Genomic DNA, 16,863 nt, shown 5'->3' with positions numbered 1-16,863 from the left:
CTACATGCGCTCGGGGGCGCCGACCCCCAGCAGGCCCAGGCCGTTGGCGATCACCTGAGCGGTGGCGCGGGCCAGACGCAGGCGGGCGGCGCCCAGGGCGGGGTCGTCCACCAGGATGCGCTCGGCGTTGTACCAGGCGTGGAAATCGGCGGCACAGTCGCGCAGCCAGAAGGCCAGGTGGTGCGGGGCCAGTTCGCGGGCGGCCTGCGTCAGCACGCCGGGGTATTCCGCCAGGCGTTGCAGCAGCGCGATTTCGGTGGGAGCCGTCAGCAGGGACGGATCGGCCTCCTGCGTCTGGCTGCCGGTGTCGTGCTGGCGCAGCAGCGAGTGGATGCGGGCGTGCGCGTACTGGATGTAGTAGACCGGGTTTTCCTCGCTGCGCGACAGGGCCAGATCGATGTCGAAGACGAATTCGGAATCGGCGCGGCGCTGGGCCAGGAAGAAGCGCACGGCGTCGCGTCCGACCCAGTCGATCAGGTCGCGCAGCGTGACGTAGCTGCCGGCGCGCTTGGAGATCTTGACCTCGGCGCCGTCGCGCATGACGCGCACCATCTTGTGCAGCACGTAGGCCGGATAGTCGGCCGGGATGCCCAGGCCCAGACCTTGCAGTCCGGCGCGCACGCGCGCGATGGTGCCATGGTGGTCGGTGCCCTGGATGTTGATGGCGTGGTGGAAGCCGCGTTCCCATTTGGCGACGTGGTAGGCCACGTCCGGCACGAAATAGGTGTAACCGCCCTCGGACTTGCGCATCACGCGGTCCTTGTCGTCGCCGGTGCCCAGTTCGGTCGTGCGCAGCCACAGCGCGCCTTCCTGTTCGTAGGTGTGGCCGGCGTCGATCAGGGCCTGGACGGTGCGGTCGACGCGCCCGCTGGTGTAGAGCGAGCTTTCCAGGTAGTAATTGTCGAAGCGCAGGTCGAAGGCCTGCAGATCCAGGTCCTGTTCTCGCCGCAGGTAGGCCACGGCGAAACGCCGGATGGCGTCCAGGTCGTCCAGGTCGCCGCTTGCCAGGATGGGCTCGCCGTCACTGGCCTGCACCGTGGCGCGGGCCCGGTAGTCGCGGGCGATGTCCAGGATGTATTCGCCCTTGTAGCCGTCTTCGGGGAAGTCCGGGCTGTCGGGCTCGATGCCACGCGCGCGCGCCTGTACGCTGATCGCCAGATTGTGGATCTGGTTGCCGGCGTCGTTGTAGTAGAACTCGCGCGAGACCTGGGCACCCTGGGTGGCGAACAGGCGGCAGATGGAATCGCCCAGCGCCGCCTGACGGGCGTGGCCGACGTGCAGCGGGCCGGTCGGGTTGGCGGAGACGAATTCCACCAGCACGCGCTCGTCGTTGGCGGGGCGGTGGCCGTACTGTTCGCCCTGGGTCTGGATGGCATCCAGGACGGCCTGGTGAGCGGCGGCCGACAGGCGGAAATTGATGAAGCCGGGGCCAGCGACCTCGGCCGAGGCGATCAGGCCGGCGGCGTCCGGGTGGGCCAGCACGCCTTCCACGACGGCCTGGGCCAGTTCGCGCGGGTTGCGGCGGGCCGCGCGGGCCGCCTGCATGGCAACGTTGCTGGCCACGTCGCCGTGGGCGGCGACTTTCGGGCGTTCGAGGGTGATGTCCAGCGTCTGTTCGGGGATCAGCGTGTCCAGGACGGAGCGCAGGAGGGCGATGAGCCGGGTATGTTGCTCGGGTAGCATGGTGTCCGCATCTGAGGATATCCCGAAATGATAGCCCGATTTCAGGGGGCGGACATTCCGGGCAGACCCCGTTCGGCCTTCAGCCAGGCGCCGTAGGTCGTCATGTCCACGGTGCCGGCGATGGTCCCCGAGCCTTCATCCGCCGCGTCGGCGCGGCGGATGAAGGCCTCGACGATCCGCCGCTGCGCATCGCCCAGGCGCGTGTCGGCACCTTGCGGGCCGATCGCCTGCGTGTCGACACCTTGCAGCGCCCGGTCGCCCGGCAGGAGTCGCAGGGCCGGGCTGCGTTCATCGTGCAGCAGCGGGTTCGTCACCGTCCGGTCGCTCGGTGCCAGTTCCGCCAGCGGCACCAAAGCGGCCAGGGCCTGCCAGCGCATCCAGTTCAGGGCCACGTCCGACAGGTCGCCCTCGGGGATGGGTTGCAGCCGCTCGTCCAGCAGCAGGCCGCCGCCGATGTCGGCGTGGGCGCCGATGAAGGGCGCTTCGACCGTGTTGCCTGCGTCGCCGGCCGCCGAGACCAGGGGGAACAGGGTCCGCAGTTCATGCAGGGCCACGGCATGCGCCACCCAGTGCCAGGCGCCGGCGATGCCCAGGTCGAAGCCCGCATTGGCCGCGCCCAGCAGCCCGAACTGCGCCACAGTGTCGAACAGTCCCAGGAAGCGCAGGTCCACGCACAGGCCGATGGTTCCGCGCAGCGGATCATCGTAGGAAAACCAGCCGTCGCGGGTGTGCTGCGCGATGCGGTTGGCGAAATCGCGGGCCAGGGCCGCCCCGCGCGAGTACCCCAGGATGTCGATGGGCACCGGTGTGGCCGCGCCCTGCGCGCGGTTCAGGGCGTTCAGCAGGGACTGCCATTGATTCCTCAGGATCTGGCGGCTGCCGGCGGCGGTGATCGCGTTCCAATCGGTGTAATAGCTGTTGCCCGGGCCGGCATGGTAGTAGGCAGGGCCGTCTTCGTAGGCTTGGGCGAGTTTCCAGACATTGCCCTGGTTGCGCGGACCATAGCGCGTGCCGTCGAAGGCCAGCAGGATCAGGCCCAGCGGATCGACGTGGCGCAGGGGCTGCTGGGCGGCGTAGCCCAGGGCCTGCAGGCCGGGCAGCGGTCCCAGCGGGTCGGGCTCCAGGTAGTGGCCGCGTTCGGGCAGGTAGGTGCGAAAGACATTGTCGTGCCAGCCGGTCGCGGGGTCCTCGTCCTGACCCGGCCGCCGCAGCGGCAGCGTCAGGTCGCCGCGCAGGCGGGTCGCGCGGCCCAGTGCGTCGTAGTCGGCCGTCCAGCGCACCGCCCGCGCGTCGTCGGTCGCCAGGACGGGGGCGCCCAACAGGTCGGCGTGGAGGTAGTACAGGCGGGTCCGGCCGTCGGCTTCTGTTTGCAGCAGCCCGACCGGGACTTCGTGGGCGTACAGGTAGCGTTGGGTGACGCCGAAGGTGGGGGCCTTGGCAGCCGAGGCGGCGTGGGCCGTGGAGGGCGCGGTCCCGGAGTTCGGTGGCTCCGGGGACGGCCGATGCCAGACTGCCGCCAGACGATTGTCCAGGTAATAGCGTTCGGTTTCTCCGCCGTCCCAGGTACGGCGGATCTGCTGGCCCCGGGCGTTATAGGCATAGCGGGCCAGGGTTCTGCCGGTTTCCCGAACCTCGGCCAGCCGGCCCTGAGTCTGATAGCGCAGCGTACGGCCGCCGACTGCCCGCGCCAGGCCGCCCGGGTCGCGAGGGATGGCAGGCAGCCTGGAATCTGCGCGCTGGCCCATGTCGCCGCCCCTTGGCGCGGCGTCCACGTGGGGGCCGCCGGGGGGCAGGGAGTACTGGTCGTGGCGGGCGCTCAGGTGGCCGTCCTCGTCCCAGGCGAACCAGGCCTGGGTAGCGTCAGCCCGGGCACCGATGAGGCGGTCCTGCGCATCGTGCGCCAGCGCGTGGTGCCGCCAGGCGCCGTCCGCCTGGAGTGTGGACCAGTGTGCGATCCGGCCGCGCGCGTCATGCCGCCGCCGCTCACCCCACACAATACGCGGCCCGTTGGACAGGACCAGGGTGTCGGCGCGTCCGTCCGGTCCCGCCGCCGTGCGCAGCCACAGACCGTTGCCGTAGCGGTAACCGGCCAGACCCGCTACGGAATCGATGACGGTGCGGCGTGTGCCGTCGGCGGCGTCCCAGTCCAGGCGGCTCAGGCGACCTGTGTCGGACCAGGTGTAGCGCAGCGTTCCGCCCTCCGGCAGATCGTGACGCGTCAGCCGTCCCCGCGCATCGTAGGTGTAGCGTTCCCGGTAGCTCAGTGCGCCCCGGGGATGGGGCCGGTGGATGGCGCGGGCCGTCACCCGTCCGTGGGCGTCGTGTTCCAGGTATTCGGTTTCTTCGGGATGTGTCAGGCGGATCGGCTGATCGCCTCGCCAGCGCAGGCCGATCTCCAACGGTGGTGCGTCCGGTGCCGTGTGCCGCAGCGCCACCGGGCGGCCGATGGTGTCGCGGCGGATGTCCAGGCGGCCACTGTTGGCCTGATGCCGGCTGATCAGGCGGCCGTGCGCGTCGTGTGCCAGCCGGGTCGTGCCTGTGAGCCGGCTGGACCAGCGCGCCAGGCGGCCGTCGGGGCCGTAACGCAGGCGCAGGCCGGGCCATCCGCCGCGCGCCTGCGCCAGCGCGCGGATGCGTCCGTCCGGTGCGCGGCGGATGACCAGATCGCCAATGGCGCTCAAGCGGCCCCGGGCGTCGTAGCCGAGGCGCTGAGTGGTTTCAGGACAGCCGGGGCAGACCGCTGTGCGCACTGCACGCGGGACGGTCAGGCCACTGCGGGTCTGCGTGTCGATTTCGGCCACGCTCCCCGCGGTGCGGATCCGGGTGGTGCGAGTGCCGTGCGGCCCGTCCAGATAGTCCAGGTCCAGGCGATCCGCCGTCGCGTCGGGAGCGCCCGGGATCGCCTGGATGACACGGCCATGTGCGTCGTAAGTCCAGGTGCGGGCGCGCCAGCGCCGGCCGTCGGTGGCTTCCAGCGTGACGCCGGTCAGGGCGGCGGCGTGGCCGGCCTGCCGCTCGGGTTCGTAGTGGTAGTGGCGGCGCATGCCATCGGGACGTTGCACCGTGGTCAACAGCGCGGGTGCGTGTGCGTAGCGAAAGACGCCCAGCGGCGTATCCAGCGCGATCAGGCGGGGATGTGGACCCGCCTGATCGTAGTCGAGCCGCAGCGTGGCATCACCGCGCCGGATGGTCCGGATCAGCCCGCCCAGCGGGCCGTCGGCATGACGGTCGATGACGATGTCCGGTCGTCCGGGGGTGGTGATCGTCCGCAATCGACCTTGCGCGTCGAAGATCAGCCGGCCGCCATCGGCTCCCCGCCAGGATGTGGCCGAAGCTCCGGTCCCCGCATCGTTCTCGGCGCGCCCGGATCTTTCCGCGTTTTCGCCGGCCGGCGCACCCCGGACCTGCGTGCCCTCCGGAACTGGAGCCAGGATGCGCCCCTGGGTGGGTTCAGCCCCTGAACCCTGGGCGTCGAAGCGCACGCGGCGCCCGTCGGGCAGGTCCAGCCGCCAGCCGTCCGGCGCCGGCAGCAGCCGGATGTCGTATTCGCTGCTCCAGCCCCGGCCCAGCGGTCCGTTCTCGGCGGACCCCGAACGGTACAGGCGGATGAAGGACGGATGGGTGTCCGAGACGGGTTCGGGCAGGTCTGTTTCCCGCAGAAATTTCTCGCCGGTGGCCAGATGCACGGGATTGGCGATGCCCGAGTCGGGAGCGGGCGCCGCCGCCGGCCCCCGGGTGGCCCCCGCGCCGCAGGGCGTCTGGGTCTGCGGCACTGCGCAGGTCAAGGCGGGTGCGGTCTGCGCGAGGGCGGGCGGGGGCCAGGCGGCAAGCGTCAGTGGCAGGCCGGCCAGCCAGCGCGGCAAGCGGCGCGGGGCAAGGATTTCGGGCATGGAGCGTCTCCTGTCGGAGCACTCATTGTGTCGCTTGGCAGGGGGTTGAAGATCGGTTAGTGTATGAATGTGTCCATTGCAGGAAGTCCATCATGCTCATTTTGTTTCAGTCGAAATCCGCAGCGGAAGTCCTGATGTTCGCCCAGCATGCCCGGCCCATCCTGCTGGCCGCCGGCAAGACCTTCGACGAGCCCGGCCTGCCGGAACGCGGTGTCATCACGCGGGCGCAGTTGGACACGGCCATTGCCGGTATCGAGTCCTTGGTGGCGGCCGATCCCGGCCACGACGACGCCTCCAGCGACCACGACGACACGGTCGAGCACCCCATCTCCCAGCCGGTCGGCATGCGCCGCCGGGCCTGGCCGCTGCTGACCATGCTGCGCCTGGCCCGCGAAAAGGGCGAAGACGTCACCTGGGAACCCGCGCCGTCCTGGTAGATTCTCGTCGTCCACACACGGAGAAGCCCCCATGCAGGGTCATGTGATCGTGATTTTCGATGCCCATCGCTCGCTGGAACTGTCCGTCGACGCGCCGGTGGACGCCGCCCTGTCGCACGCCGCCCGCGACTGGTTCGAACAGACCTGGGAATCCCTGGGGTGCGAGCCCTTGCGGGTCAGCGGCAAGGTCCTGCTGTTGGACAAGATTCTGGGCGTGGCCGACAGCCTGGGCTACAAGCGTCTGTCCTCGCAGCCCGATCTGGCGCGGGAATTCGCCGGCCACGCCGTCCAGGCGCTGGAAAAACCCCGGGTGACGGTCGATCTGCCGGGGTTGGCTATCGTGTATTGATCAGGCCGCGACCGATGCGCGCGGCCGGACGTCGCCGCCCGCGGCCGCGTGGCGGTTGACCGCGCTCAGGATCGCCAGGAAGGACGAGGTCACGATGTCTTCGTGGACGCCGACGCCGTAGCCGCTGGCGTTGTCCTGGATACGCATCTCGATGTAGGACGCCGCGCGGGTGTCGGTACCGGTGCCGATGGCGTGTTCCTGGTAGTCCATTACGCGGGCGTCGATGTCCAGCGCGTCGACGAAGGCCGAGATCGCGCCATCGCCCTGGCCCGACAGGTGGCGGACCTGGCCGTCGACTTCGAGTTCGACTTCGATCACGAACTGTTTCTGGCCGGTGGTCTTGGGGCTGCCGGTGATGCGGTGCCGGATCAGCTTCATCGGCGCTTCGCGGTCCAGGTATTCGCTGGAGAAGACCTCGAACACGTCCTTGGGCGTGACTTCGCGGCCCGTCTCGTCAGTGACGCGCTGGATGGCGCGGCTGAATTCGATCTGCAGGCGGCGCGGCAGGACCAGGCCGTGTTCCTGTTCCAGCAGGAAGGACACGCCGCCCTTGCCGGACTGGCTGTTGACGCGGATGACCGCATCGTAGCTGCGGCCCAGGTCGGCCGGGTCGATGGGCAGGTAGGGGACCTCCCAGACGGTGCCTTCCTGGCGGATCGCGAAGCCCTTTTTGATGGCGTCCTGGTGCGAGCCGGAGAAGGCCGTGAAGACCAGGTCGCCGGCGTAGGGGTGGCGCGGGTGCACGGGCAACTGGTTGCAGTATTCGACACAGCGGCGGACTTCGTCGATGTCGGAGAAGTCCAGGCCCGGGTGAATGCCCTGGGTGTACAGGTTCAACGCCAGGGTGACCAGGTCCACGTTGCCGGTGCGCTCGCCGTTGCCGAACAGGCAGCCTTCGATGCGGTCGGCTCCGGCCATGACGGCGAATTCGGCGGCGGCCACGGCCGTGCCCCGGTCGTTATGGGGGTGGACACTGACGATGATCTTGTCGCGCTGCGCCAGGTTCTTGTGCATCCATTCGATCTGGTCGGCGTACAGATTGGGCGTGGTGGCCTCGATGGTGGCCGGCAGGTTCAGGATGATCTTGTCCTGGACGGTCGGCTGCCAGGTGTCGACTACGGCGTTGCAGACTTCCAGCGCGAAATCGGGTTCGGTGGTGCTGAAGACTTCCGGCGAGTATTCGTAGCGCCAGTGAGTTTCCGGGTGCTTGGCGACTTCGGCCTTGACGAGCCGGGTGCCTTCGACGGCGATGGCGCGGACTTCGTCGCGGCTCATGCGAAAGACGATCTTGCGGAAGGCCGGCGCGCAGGCGTTGTACAGGTGGATGATGGCGTGCCTGGCACCTGCACAGGCTTCGACGGTGCGCTGGATCAGGTCTTCGCGTGACTGGGTCAGGGCGATGATGGTGACGTCGTCGGGGATGCGTTTTTCGTCGACCAGCTTGCGCACGAAGTCGAAGTCGGTCTGGGACGCGGAGGGAAAGCCGACTTCGATTTCCTTGAAGCCGATCTTGATCAGTTGTTCGAAGAAGCGCAGTTTGCGTTCGACGCTCATGGGTTCGATCAGCGCCTGGTTGCCATCGCGCAGGTCGGTGCTCATCCAGATCGGGGGAGCGGAAATGCGGCGGCTGGGCCAGGTGCGTTCAGCGAAGTCGCGCGTGAACGGGGCGAACGGAACGTATTTTTCGGCGGGATTCTTGATCATGTCGGGACCTGTCTGGGTGGTGCGCCCGGATCACGGGCGCAGAAATGCGAGGGTGTGGCGAAACAGGTTGCCGAACTACCACGCGGCGCTAGGCCCGGCAACCGGTCGCTAGCAGCAGTAGACCCGACAGAGAGAGGGTGAACGACGGACGCACGCACCCGGCAGCGGAGAGCCGCAGGGAGTCACGAAAGGAAGCGCGCGTGGTGTTCATAAATATAAGTCGAACATATTTCCCGTATTTCCGCAAGTGCCGGAGGGGGCGGATTTGGGCACAATGGCGGGTTTACCCAACATTGCATTGCGTCCAGCGGGCCGGTCCGGCCCGTGGCGGACGTGCGAGGACATCATGAATCGACAGGTTCTTCAGCTTGCTTCCGCGTACATGAGCGTGATCATCGGCGGCGGCTTCGCCTCCGGGCAGGAAGTGTTGCAGTTTTTCACGCACTTTGGTCTCTGGGGAGTGGCGGGTACGCTGGTGGCGGGGCTGTTGTTCGCCTTTCTGGGCATGCAGGTGGCGCGTATCGGTACCCAGTTGCAGGCCCATTCACACAAGGTCGTGCTGAATGCGATCTTCGGCGACAGGCTGGGATCGGTCATCGACCTGGCGCTGATTTTCTTCTTGTTCGGCGTGGGGGTTGCCATGCTGGCGGGCATGGGCTCCCTGTTCCAGGAGCATTTCGGCCTGTCGAAGCTGGCCGGCGGCCTGTTCATGGCCGTGCTGGTGTCCTTGACGCTGTGCCTGAATGTGCAGCGCATCGTGGATCTGATCAGCGCGGTGACGCCGTTGCTGCTGGCCCTGGTGATCGTGCTGGTGATCTATGCGCTGTTTCGCAGCGATACGGACATCGAGACCCTGAACGCCCTGGCAGCGCAGCAGCAGGACCGTGCCGCGCCCAACTGGTTCCTGGGCGGCGTGCTGTATGCGTCCTTCAACATCGCCGTCGGTTTCCCGCTGCTGGCCGTCTTGTCCGGCGGCAGCACCAATCTGCGCAACACCACGCGCGGCGGGGTGTTGGGCGGGCTGGGCCTGGGCGTGCTGATCTTGCTGCTGAACGTCGGCCTGTTCGCCACGCTGGACCAGATCGAGGGCGCCGAGATGGCGACCGTGCTGCTCGCCAAAAGCCTGAGCCCCTGGCTGGGCTGGCTGATGATGGTGTCGCTGTGCTGCATGATCTACAGCACGGCGGTGGGCATGTTCTTCGCCTTCAGTGCCCGCTTCGCCGATCCCGAGACGCCGAAATTCCGCCTGATCAGCGTGGTGTCCAGCTTCGTCGGCCTGGGGCTGAGCTTCGTGGGCTTCACCACCCTGGTGGGCACGGTGTATCCGTTGCTCGGCTATCTGGGGCTCGCCCTGATCGTGGGGGTGATCGTGTACTGGTGGCGGCATCGCCACGCGTAATCGTCATTCGTCACATCAGTCTTCAGCCACACTCTGGTAGATTTCTTCTTCCTGTGCGAAGTGCAGGCGCAGGATGGCATCCAGCGCGTGCAGGATGCGTTGCAGGTCGTACAGCGTCGCGCGGTCCTGCGGCTGTGCCGCCAGCCGCGTGACCCCGGCGCCGAGCGACCGGTGCAAGCGGAATATTTCCCGGTGGGCATGGCTCATCGCTGCCATTGGGTCGTCCCCGCCCAGCAGACCGGCGATGGCTGGATACACGTCGCGGTCATCTGCGCTCTCGTGGGGCAGCAACTGTTCTTTCAAGACCGTGTCGAGCTCCGTCAGCATGGGCAGGGCCTCTTCCGGACTCATCGACGGGAGGCGGTCGATGGCCGCGTCGAGATGTTCGAGCACCGGAGCCAGGCGCTGGTGCTCGGCGTGCAGCCGTTCGAGATCTCCGGCCGCCATGCGGTAGCGTGCCGCCCGCAACGGGCGAATGCGCAAGACACGCAATGCATTGATGATCACCGCGACATCGATGGCTTCCTGCACCAGGGCGCCATAGACCGGAGCCAGGAATCCGAAGGCGGCGGCCAGCATCGCCAGCAGTGAGAATCCCATGCCGGCGAATACGCTTTGCATGGCGATGCGGCGCGTCTGGCGCGCGATATGCAGGGCTTCGGCGAGCCGGTCGAGGCGGTCCGCGAGCAGCACGATGTCGGCCGCTTCGGCCGAGGCGGTGGCGCCGCGTGCGCCCATGGCGACGCCCACCGTCGCCGCCGCGAGGGCCGGCGCATCATTGATGCCGTCGCCCACCATCACCGTAGTCCCGGAGTCGCGGGCGGCTTTGATGGCGGCGAGCTTGTCGGCGGGCGTTTGTTCGGCCAGCACCTGGTCGACGTTCAAGCCGGCAGCGACGGTCTCCGCCACCTCGCGCCGGTCCCCGGTCAGCATCACGATATGCCGGACGCCGGTCCTGCGCAGCAGCCGCAGCGCCCGGGGCGCTTCCACGCGCAATGAGTCCGCCAGCAGCAGCGTGCCTGCGTACTGCCCGTCTATGGCCACCAGGACGGCCGCCGTGCCGTCGACGCTGGTGCGGTCGAGCAGATCCCGGACGGGCGGCGGCACCGCCGCCGCGCGGGCCACATAGTCGTGCGCGCCGACCACGAGGCGCAGCCCGTCGAGGGTGCCGCTCACGCCCGCGCCGGGGATTTCGCTGACGTCGCTGGGGATGCCGAGGGTCAGGGCCCGCGCACGCGCCGCAGCGACCACCGCCCCCGCGATGACGTGATGGGACATCTGCTCGAGCGACGCGGCCAGTCTGAGCAGTTCCGTGTCATCGATCCTGTCGGCTGCCGCCGTCCGGTCGATGCGGATCAGTCTTGCCCGTCCGTCCGTCAGGGTTCCCGTCTTGTCGAAGAATAAATTGCGCGTCGCCGCCAGCGCTTCCAGGGCGCCGCCGCCCTTGACGAGGATGCCGCGCTGCGCGCAGCGCGAAATCGCCGAGACGACGGCGACCGGCACGGCGAGGATGAGCGGGCAGGGGGTGGCCACGACCACCACGGCCAGCGCCCGCAGGGGGTCGCCGCTGATCAGCCAGGCCGCACCCGCCACGCCGAGCGACAGCGGCACGAACCACAGGGCATAACGGTCGGCGAGCCGCGTCGCCGGCGCCTTCGATCGCTGCGCGGCTTCCACCAGCTTCACGATGCCGGAAAATGTGCTGTTCGCGGCGGTCGCCGTGGCCACCATCTCGAAGGCGTCGCCCGCGTTCACGCTGCCGCTGCGCAACGGGTCGCCGCGCTGATAGGTCACCGGCAACGCTTCGCCTGTGAGCGCCGATTCGTCTATCACGGCGTGCTCCGTGATCGTCGTGCCGTCGGCGGCGATGATCTCGCCCTGGCGCACCAGCAGACGATCTCCGGCTCGGATGTCGCTCAGCGGCACTTCCACCAGAGTGCCGTCGCGGTAGCAGCGGGCGCTGCGCGGGGCGCGTTCGAGCAGGGCGGACATCTCGCGCCCGGCCCGGCGCTCGGCGAGGCCCTCGAGCAGGCGGCCACTGGCCAGCATCACGGCAATTACCGACGCCGTCAGTTCCTGGCGCAGGAATAGCGCGCCGGCAATCGAGATCAGGGCCAGCACATCCACCCCGGCCTCGCGTCTGCGCAAGGCGGTCCATATCCCGTGCAGCAGTGCGACGAGTGCCGGGATGCTGCCGATCATCCAGGTCTGGGATGCCAACTCCCGGGCGTTCGCCAGCCACAGAATCCCGCCGCCCAGCAGGCCCGCGAGACAGAAGAAAAAAAGGGCGAGGGCGGTGTGCCAGCGATTGTGCATATGCGTGTTTTACGTGCAGAACCCGATATCGGTACCGGGTCGTCGTCGGTCAACCACTGGCGCTGACGGTGCGATGGCACCCTGGCGGGGCGCGCAGCGCCTTACTGGCGCTGGCGGGCGTTTTCCAGGACGGCGAGCTGTTCGGCTGCGCGGTGCAGTCGTGCGGCGCGGCCAGCGGAGAGTTCGTCCCGGGTTTGCATCAAATCGCCTACGCGCAGAGGTTCGTCGCGGGTCTGCCAGGCCCACAGCAGCACGTCCAGCGAGGCCTTGGACAACTGATCGGCCAGTTGCTGGAAAGAGGCGGGATCGACGGGCCGCAGGCGGGCGCGTGTCAGGATCGCGCGCACGGCCAGCCAGGTCAGGTAGGCCAGCAGCAGTGAACAAAGCGTGACCAGCGCGCCCCAGAAGTAGGGGTTGTAGCGTTGCAGCAGGGCGGTGGCCTCCGCACCCATGATGCGGTTTCCGGCATAATCGATGCCGTTGCCGAACGCCAGCAGACGGTTCAGCGCGTCATACCAGATCAGGACAACCACCACGACCAGCGCGGCCGACAGGATCCTGGATGTGGCGGTGAGCTTGAGCAGGACCCGGCGCAGCAAGGCGTGGTCCCGACGACTGGGAGATTCGTTTCGTTCTGGTTTCATAACCGTATTTTAGATTGAACATGCGCGCGCAACCATCCCTGGAACTGGGCCAGCATCAGCACTTGACGCTGACGCCGCAGTTGCGCCAGGCGCTGGCCCTGTTGCAATGCTCGTCCCAGGAGCTGGATCAGGAGATCGCCCAGGCGCTGGCCGATAATCCGCTGCTCGAAGCCGTCGAGCCGGAACCGGAACCGGAATCGGCGGCCCAGGCCGAGCGGTTGGATCGCCTGTGGGCGCAGCCCGCGCGCGCGGCCCTGCCCGACGATCTGCCGGAGCCGGGTCAGCCGCTCAGTCTGATCGACCATCTGCTGCTGCAGTTGCACACCACCCGTGCCACGCAGCGCGATTGCCTGCTGGTGATCCGGTTGATGGGCGAGCTGGACGAGCGCGGCTACCTGGAATTCGATCCGGCGGCGCTGACCGCCGGCCTGCCGCCGGAACTGGAGGTCGAGGACGAGGAATGGCGCACGGCGTTGCGCCTGTTGCAGTCCTTCGATCCCGCCGGGGTGGCTGCGCGCGACCTGCCCGAATGTCTGCGGCTGCAACTGCGGACGCGCGCCGATGAATGGCCCACGGACGTGCTGGCCTGCGCCCTGCGGCTGACGGATCATCTGGAGGAGTTGGGGGCGGGCCGCTGGGGGCGCCTGTGCGAGGCGCTGGCCTGTGATCGTGTGCTGCTGGACGCCGCCCATCGGGCCTTGCGCTGTCTGGACCCCCGTCCGGCGGGCGCCTGGCAGACCGACCCCATCCATTATGTGGTGCCCGACGTGCTGTTCCATCGCGCAGCGGACGGATGGCGGGTCAGCCTCAATCCCGCCGTCGAACCCCGCGTGCGCCTGAATCCTGAATTGGTGGACGGCCTGGCGGGCCAGGACCTGTCGCCCGACCTGCGGGACCGGGTGCGCCAGGCGCGCAGCCTGATCCACAATCTGGATCAGCGCCGACAGACGATTCTGCGGGTGGCGGAGTTCATTGCACGGCATCAGCAGGCGTTCCTGGAGTCCGGTGTCGGGGCGCTGCGGCCGCTCACGTTGCGCGAAGTCGCTCAGGCGCTGGAACTGCATGAGTCAACGATTTCCCGCGCCACGCGTCTGAAGTACGCACAGACCCCCTGGGGCGTGCACGAACTGAAATTCTTCTTCGGCACGGTGGTGCAGACCCGCTCGGGCGATGAGACCTCGGCGCTGGCCGTGCAGGCGCTGATGCGCACGATGCTGGCATCGGAGCCGGCCGGCAAACCGTTGTCCGACATGCGGCTGGCGCAACTGCTGGCCGACCAGGGCGTGGTGATCGCCCGGAGGACCGTGGCCAAGTACCGTGAGGCCATGGGCGTGCCGCCTGCCAGCATGCGCAAGGCACGTGGGCAGGCGGACGCCTGAGGCACGCTCTGAGCCGATGTGCCCGGGTCCGGTAAAACTCGGTATCATCTGCTTTTCGCTCGTTCCTGCCCATGTGGAATCGCCCGTCTTCTTCCGCACGCCCCGCCACCGGCCCGCTGCTCCAGTACTGGCAGGCCGAGGCCGTGCGTCTGCGCGAAGCGCATTGGGGGCCGCTGGAAGACCGTGCCGCCTGCCAGGCCGCCCTGCGCCTGCCGGCTGACCTCCAAGTCCGCATCCTGGCGCGCGCCGCCTGGCTGGCCGAACATGGCGAACTGCATGACCGTCTGATCCAGTGGTCCGTCGGCGCCCGCTGGGCGTTGGCCGCCCTGTGGTTGTGTGCTTGTCTGGCGGGCATCGGCACGGCCGCTGCCGTTCTGGGGCAGGGGCAGGTCAATCTGGCATTGGCCTTGCTGGGGCTGCTGGGGCTGCATGCGCTCACCTTCCTGATCTGGCTGGGCAGTTGGTTGCCGGGTCTGCCCGACTCGACCGCCTTGTCGCGCCTCTGGCTCTGGCTGACGCGGCGGCTGGTCCGGGGGCCGGACGCCGCCCTGGCGGCTCAGGCCTTCCTGTCCCTGCTGGGTCGGGCGCGGGCCTGGAAGACCGCCATCGGGCTGATCAGCCACGGGGCCTGGGCGGCCGCCTTTCTGGGGGCGCTGCCCACGCTGCTCCTGTTGCTGAGCGCGCGTCGCTATACCTTTCATTGGGAAACCACGCTGTTGTCGCCGGACGCCTTTGTCGACGCGACCCGGGCGCTGGGTTCTCTGCCCGGGCTGCTGGGCTTTCCGGCGCCGGGCGACACCCAGATCGCCGCCAGTCTGGGGGCGCAGCCCTTGGCGGCCGGTGTCCAGGCCGACTGGTCCCTGTGGTTGATCGGTTGTGTCGTCGTCTGGGGACTGCTGCCCAGGCTGCTGGCGTTGTTCGCCTGCGTTTTGCACCTGCAGCGCCGCCTGGCCGGACTGACCGTGGACCCGGGCCTGCCGGGCTGGCTGGACCTGCGTGAACGCCTGCTGCCCACCCATGCCAACCTGGGCATCGACCGGCCCGCGCCGGCGCTCGACGGCATGGCCGGACCCATCACGCCGGTCGTCGCTGTCGACGGCCGGGCGGCGGTCCTGGCTTACGAACTGGGCCCCGATCTGGCCTGGCCCCTGGATGGGCTGCCGGCCGGCGTGGTGGACCTGGGCCGCTGCGATAGCCGCGAAGACCGCGCGCGCATCCGCGCGCTGCTGGGCGCGCCGCCTGCGCATCTGTTGTTCGTCTGCGATGCGCGCCTGACGCCGGATCGGGGTGCCGCCGCCTGGCTGGACGAACTGCGCCGGTCCTGTCCTGATCTGCGCGCCCTGTGCCTTGGAGGCACCCCGCCCCGTTTGCAGGCCTGGCAGGACATCCTGTCGCAACAGGCCGTTGCCCGTATCCCCAGCCTGGACGGCTGGCTCGAACACATCGGAAAGCACCGCCATGACTGACGCTTCGAAGCCCATCGACCTGGCGGTCGTCGGCCATACCAATACCGGCAAGACCTCATTGCTGCGCACGCTGCTGCGCGACGAGTCTTTCGGCGAGGTCGCGGATCGCCCCGGCACCACCCGCCACGTCGAAAGCGCGCAACTGCTGACCGAGACCGGCCAGGCCATCCTGGTACTGCGCGACACGCCGGGCCTGGAGGACGCCATGGGCGTCCTGGACTACCTGGATCAGTTGTCTCCTCCCCAGGAACGGCACGACGGCCCGGAACGCATTCGTCTGCTGCTCGACAGCCCCGAATCCGCCGGCCGCTTCGAGCAGGAATGCCGGGTCCTGGCGACGGTGCTGGAGACCGACGCCGCCCTGTACGTCATCGACACCCGCGATCCGGTTCTACCCAAGCATCGCGACGAACTGATGCTGCTGACCGCCTGCGGCCGGCCCATTCTGCCGGTGCTGAACTTCACCCGCACGACGCTGTCGGACACGGCTGCCTGGCGCGACGCGTTGGCCCGCCTGGGGCTGCACGCCACGGTGGATTTCGACACGGTGGCGCCCGCGCTGGACGGCGAGGGCCAGCTACTGGACCGTCTGGCCCTGATGCTGGACCATCACGCGGCTGCCCTGCAGACCCTGCGCACCGACCTGGGCCTGCAGCGCTTGCGCCGGCTGCAGGACGCGACGCGCCTGATCGCCGAACTGCTGGTGGATGCGACCGCCCTGCGGCTGCCCTGCTCCCAGGACCCGACCGACATGGCCGCCATTGCCCTGAGGCTGCGCAAGCGTACCCGCGACCGGGAGCAGGACTGTGTGCATGCGCTGCTGAAACGCTATCGCTTCAGCAAGATGACCTTTCCCCACCATCCCCTGCCCCTGGAAGGCGAGCGCTGGGGCATGGACCTGTTCAATCCCCAGGCGCTGCGCACCTTCGGCATCCAGGTCGGCAAGGGCATGGCCACCGGTGCCATGGCGGGCGCCACCATCGACGTGCTGACCGGGGGGTTGAGCCTGGGGGCCGCCGCGTTGCTGGGGGCCGCCATCGGCGGCGCCTGGCAGGGCGCCAGCCAGTGGGGCAAGCGCCTGGTGGGCCGGCTGGCGGGCAATACGGAAATGACGGTGGATGATCCGGTGCTGCATCTGCTGGGGCTGCGTCAATTGGCCCTGGTGCGGGCGCTGGAGTGCCGGGGACATGCCGCCATGCGGCCCATCGACGGTGATCTGCTGGCGCGGATGGCGCCGCCCGAGCCGACCGTGCCGGTCGAGCCTGAGGTGCAGGCCGTCCCCGAAGACGGGGCTCCGGCATCCGATGCCGCGCTTGAGCCCCTGCGGCGTCTGCCGCCGGACGTGCAGCGCATGCTGGGCGAGGTCCGCGGTCACCCGAACTGGTCCTCGATTGGCGAGGACCCTGTGCCCGACGCCCGGCGCGAGGCCCTGGTCGGCGCCATGGCCCAGGCGCTGTTCGCCGCACTGTAGTTTCTTTCGGTGCTGGTGTCCTGTCCGGCTGGCAGGACACCAGCAGGCGCGCCGTCGATTACCAGCTACCGGACGCGCCGCCGCCCCCGCCGCGTCCGCCCCCCCCGCCGCCGCCACCTGAGGAG

General features: G+C 68.8%; 11 protein-coding genes. 6 read left to right on the top strand and 5 right to left on the bottom strand.

Annotated features, from left to right (window positions below):
* Window positions 1–1,683, bottom strand: coding sequence for an arginine--tRNA ligase (argS, locus tag WA983_RS01890; RefSeq protein WP_424311528.1), 1,683 nt, complete (start codon window positions 1,681–1,683; stop codon window positions 1–3).
* A gap of 41 nt (window positions 1,684–1,724) precedes the next feature.
* Complete coding sequence (locus tag WA983_RS01885) at window positions 1,725–5,573, bottom strand: DUF6531 domain-containing protein (RefSeq protein ID WP_424311527.1); 3,849 nt, start codon at window positions 5,571–5,573, stop codon at window positions 1,725–1,727.
* A 92-nt stretch (window positions 5,574–5,665) separates the two neighbouring features.
* Between WA983_RS01885 and WA983_RS01880 the strand changes: the two genes are divergently transcribed.
* Together WA983_RS01880 and WA983_RS01875 are read left to right on the top strand one after the other, a co-directional pair.
* Complete coding sequence (locus WA983_RS01880) at window positions 5,666–6,010, top strand: DUF1840 domain-containing protein (protein WP_424249904.1); 345 nt, start codon at window positions 5,666–5,668, stop codon at window positions 6,008–6,010.
* Between the two features lie 31 nt (window positions 6,011–6,041).
* Window positions 6,042–6,359, top strand: a complete 318-nt coding sequence (locus WA983_RS01875) for a hypothetical protein (RefSeq protein ID WP_424249902.1) — start codon at window positions 6,042–6,044, stop codon at window positions 6,357–6,359.
* On the opposite strand, the gene leuA is transcribed toward WA983_RS01875, so the two are convergent.
* Window positions 6,360–8,063: a 2-isopropylmalate synthase gene (gene leuA / locus WA983_RS01870; RefSeq protein WP_424249900.1), complete on the bottom strand. Its 1,704-nt coding sequence runs from the start codon at window positions 8,061–8,063 to the stop codon at window positions 6,360–6,362. It lies immediately after the preceding gene.
* A 346-nt stretch (window positions 8,064–8,409) separates the two neighbouring features.
* On the opposite strand from leuA, the gene WA983_RS01865 reads away from it, so the two are divergent.
* Window positions 8,410–9,462 carry a hypothetical protein gene (locus tag WA983_RS01865; RefSeq protein WP_424249899.1) on the top strand — a complete coding sequence of 351 codons (1,053 nt, stop codon included), beginning with the start codon at window positions 8,410–8,412 and terminating at the stop codon, window positions 9,460–9,462.
* A gap of 15 nt (window positions 9,463–9,477) precedes the next feature.
* Here the strand turns inward: WA983_RS01865 and WA983_RS01860 are convergent, their stop codons facing one another.
* On the bottom strand, window positions 9,478–11,778 hold the full coding sequence (locus tag WA983_RS01860) for a heavy metal translocating P-type ATPase (RefSeq protein WP_424311526.1): 2,301 nt from the start codon (window positions 11,776–11,778) through the stop codon (window positions 9,478–9,480).
* Window positions 11,779–11,879: 101 nt separating this feature from the next.
* Window positions 11,880–12,422 carry a hypothetical protein gene (locus WA983_RS01855; RefSeq protein WP_424251458.1) on the bottom strand — a complete coding sequence of 181 codons (543 nt, stop codon included), beginning with the start codon at window positions 12,420–12,422 and terminating at the stop codon, window positions 11,880–11,882.
* A gap of 20 nt (window positions 12,423–12,442) precedes the next feature.
* On the opposite strand from WA983_RS01855, the gene rpoN reads away from it, so the two are divergent.
* The 3 genes from rpoN (at window position 12,443) to WA983_RS01840 (ending at window position 16,738) form a co-directional block, all read left to right on the top strand.
* Window positions 12,443–13,801, top strand: a complete 1,359-nt coding sequence (gene rpoN, locus WA983_RS01850; protein ID WP_424251460.1) for an RNA polymerase factor sigma-54 — start codon at window positions 12,443–12,445, stop codon at window positions 13,799–13,801.
* A gap of 71 nt (window positions 13,802–13,872) precedes the next feature.
* Window positions 13,873–15,267: a DUF2868 domain-containing protein gene (locus WA983_RS01845; RefSeq protein ID WP_424311525.1), complete on the top strand. Its 1,395-nt coding sequence runs from the start codon at window positions 13,873–13,875 to the stop codon at window positions 15,265–15,267.
* Window positions 15,260–16,738 (top strand): GTPase/DUF3482 domain-containing protein, encoded by a 1,479-nt coding sequence (locus tag WA983_RS01840; RefSeq protein ID WP_424311524.1) that lies wholly within the window; start codon window positions 15,260–15,262, stop codon window positions 16,736–16,738. Before WA983_RS01845 ends, WA983_RS01840 begins: the two co-directional genes overlap by 8 nt.
* Window positions 16,739–16,863 lie beyond the last annotated feature (125 nt).

Origin of the sequence: Castellaniella sp. (assembly GCF_049650445.1) — a bacterium.
Lineage (GTDB): Bacteria > Pseudomonadota > Gammaproteobacteria > Burkholderiales > Burkholderiaceae_B > Castellaniella.
The sequence above is the reverse complement of the archived record's forward strand: the minus strand, read 5'-3'. Positions and strand labels throughout refer to the sequence as shown.

Bases quoted from the DNA above. Each gene is read 5' to 3' on its own strand.
- WA983_RS01840 (WP_424311524.1), top strand. From the start codon at position 15,260: ATGACTGACGCTTCGAAGCCCATCGACCTGGCGGTCGTCGGCCATACC.
- argS (WP_424311528.1), bottom strand. From the start codon at position 1,683: ATGCTACCCGAGCAACATACCCGGCTCATCGCCCTCCTGCGCTCCGTC.
- WA983_RS01885 (WP_424311527.1), bottom strand. From the start codon at position 5,573: ATGCCCGAAATCCTTGCCCCGCGCCGCTTGCCGCGCTGGCTGGCCGGC.
- leuA (WP_424249900.1), bottom strand. From the start codon at position 8,063: ATGATCAAGAATCCCGCCGAAAAATACGTTCCGTTCGCCCCGTTCACG.
- WA983_RS01875 (WP_424249902.1), top strand. From the start codon at position 6,042: ATGCAGGGTCATGTGATCGTGATTTTCGATGCCCATCGCTCGCTGGAA.
- WA983_RS01865 (WP_424249899.1), top strand. From the start codon at position 8,410: ATGAATCGACAGGTTCTTCAGCTTGCTTCCGCGTACATGAGCGTGATC.
- WA983_RS01880 (WP_424249904.1), top strand. From the start codon at position 5,666: ATGCTCATTTTGTTTCAGTCGAAATCCGCAGCGGAAGTCCTGATGTTC.
- WA983_RS01845 (WP_424311525.1), top strand. From the start codon at position 13,873: ATGTGGAATCGCCCGTCTTCTTCCGCACGCCCCGCCACCGGCCCGCTG.
- WA983_RS01855 (WP_424251458.1), bottom strand. From the start codon at position 12,422: ATGAAACCAGAACGAAACGAATCTCCCAGTCGTCGGGACCACGCCTTG.
- rpoN (WP_424251460.1), top strand. From the start codon at position 12,443: ATGCGCGCGCAACCATCCCTGGAACTGGGCCAGCATCAGCACTTGACG.
- WA983_RS01860 (WP_424311526.1), bottom strand. From the start codon at position 11,778: ATGCACAATCGCTGGCACACCGCCCTCGCCCTTTTTTTCTTCTGTCTC.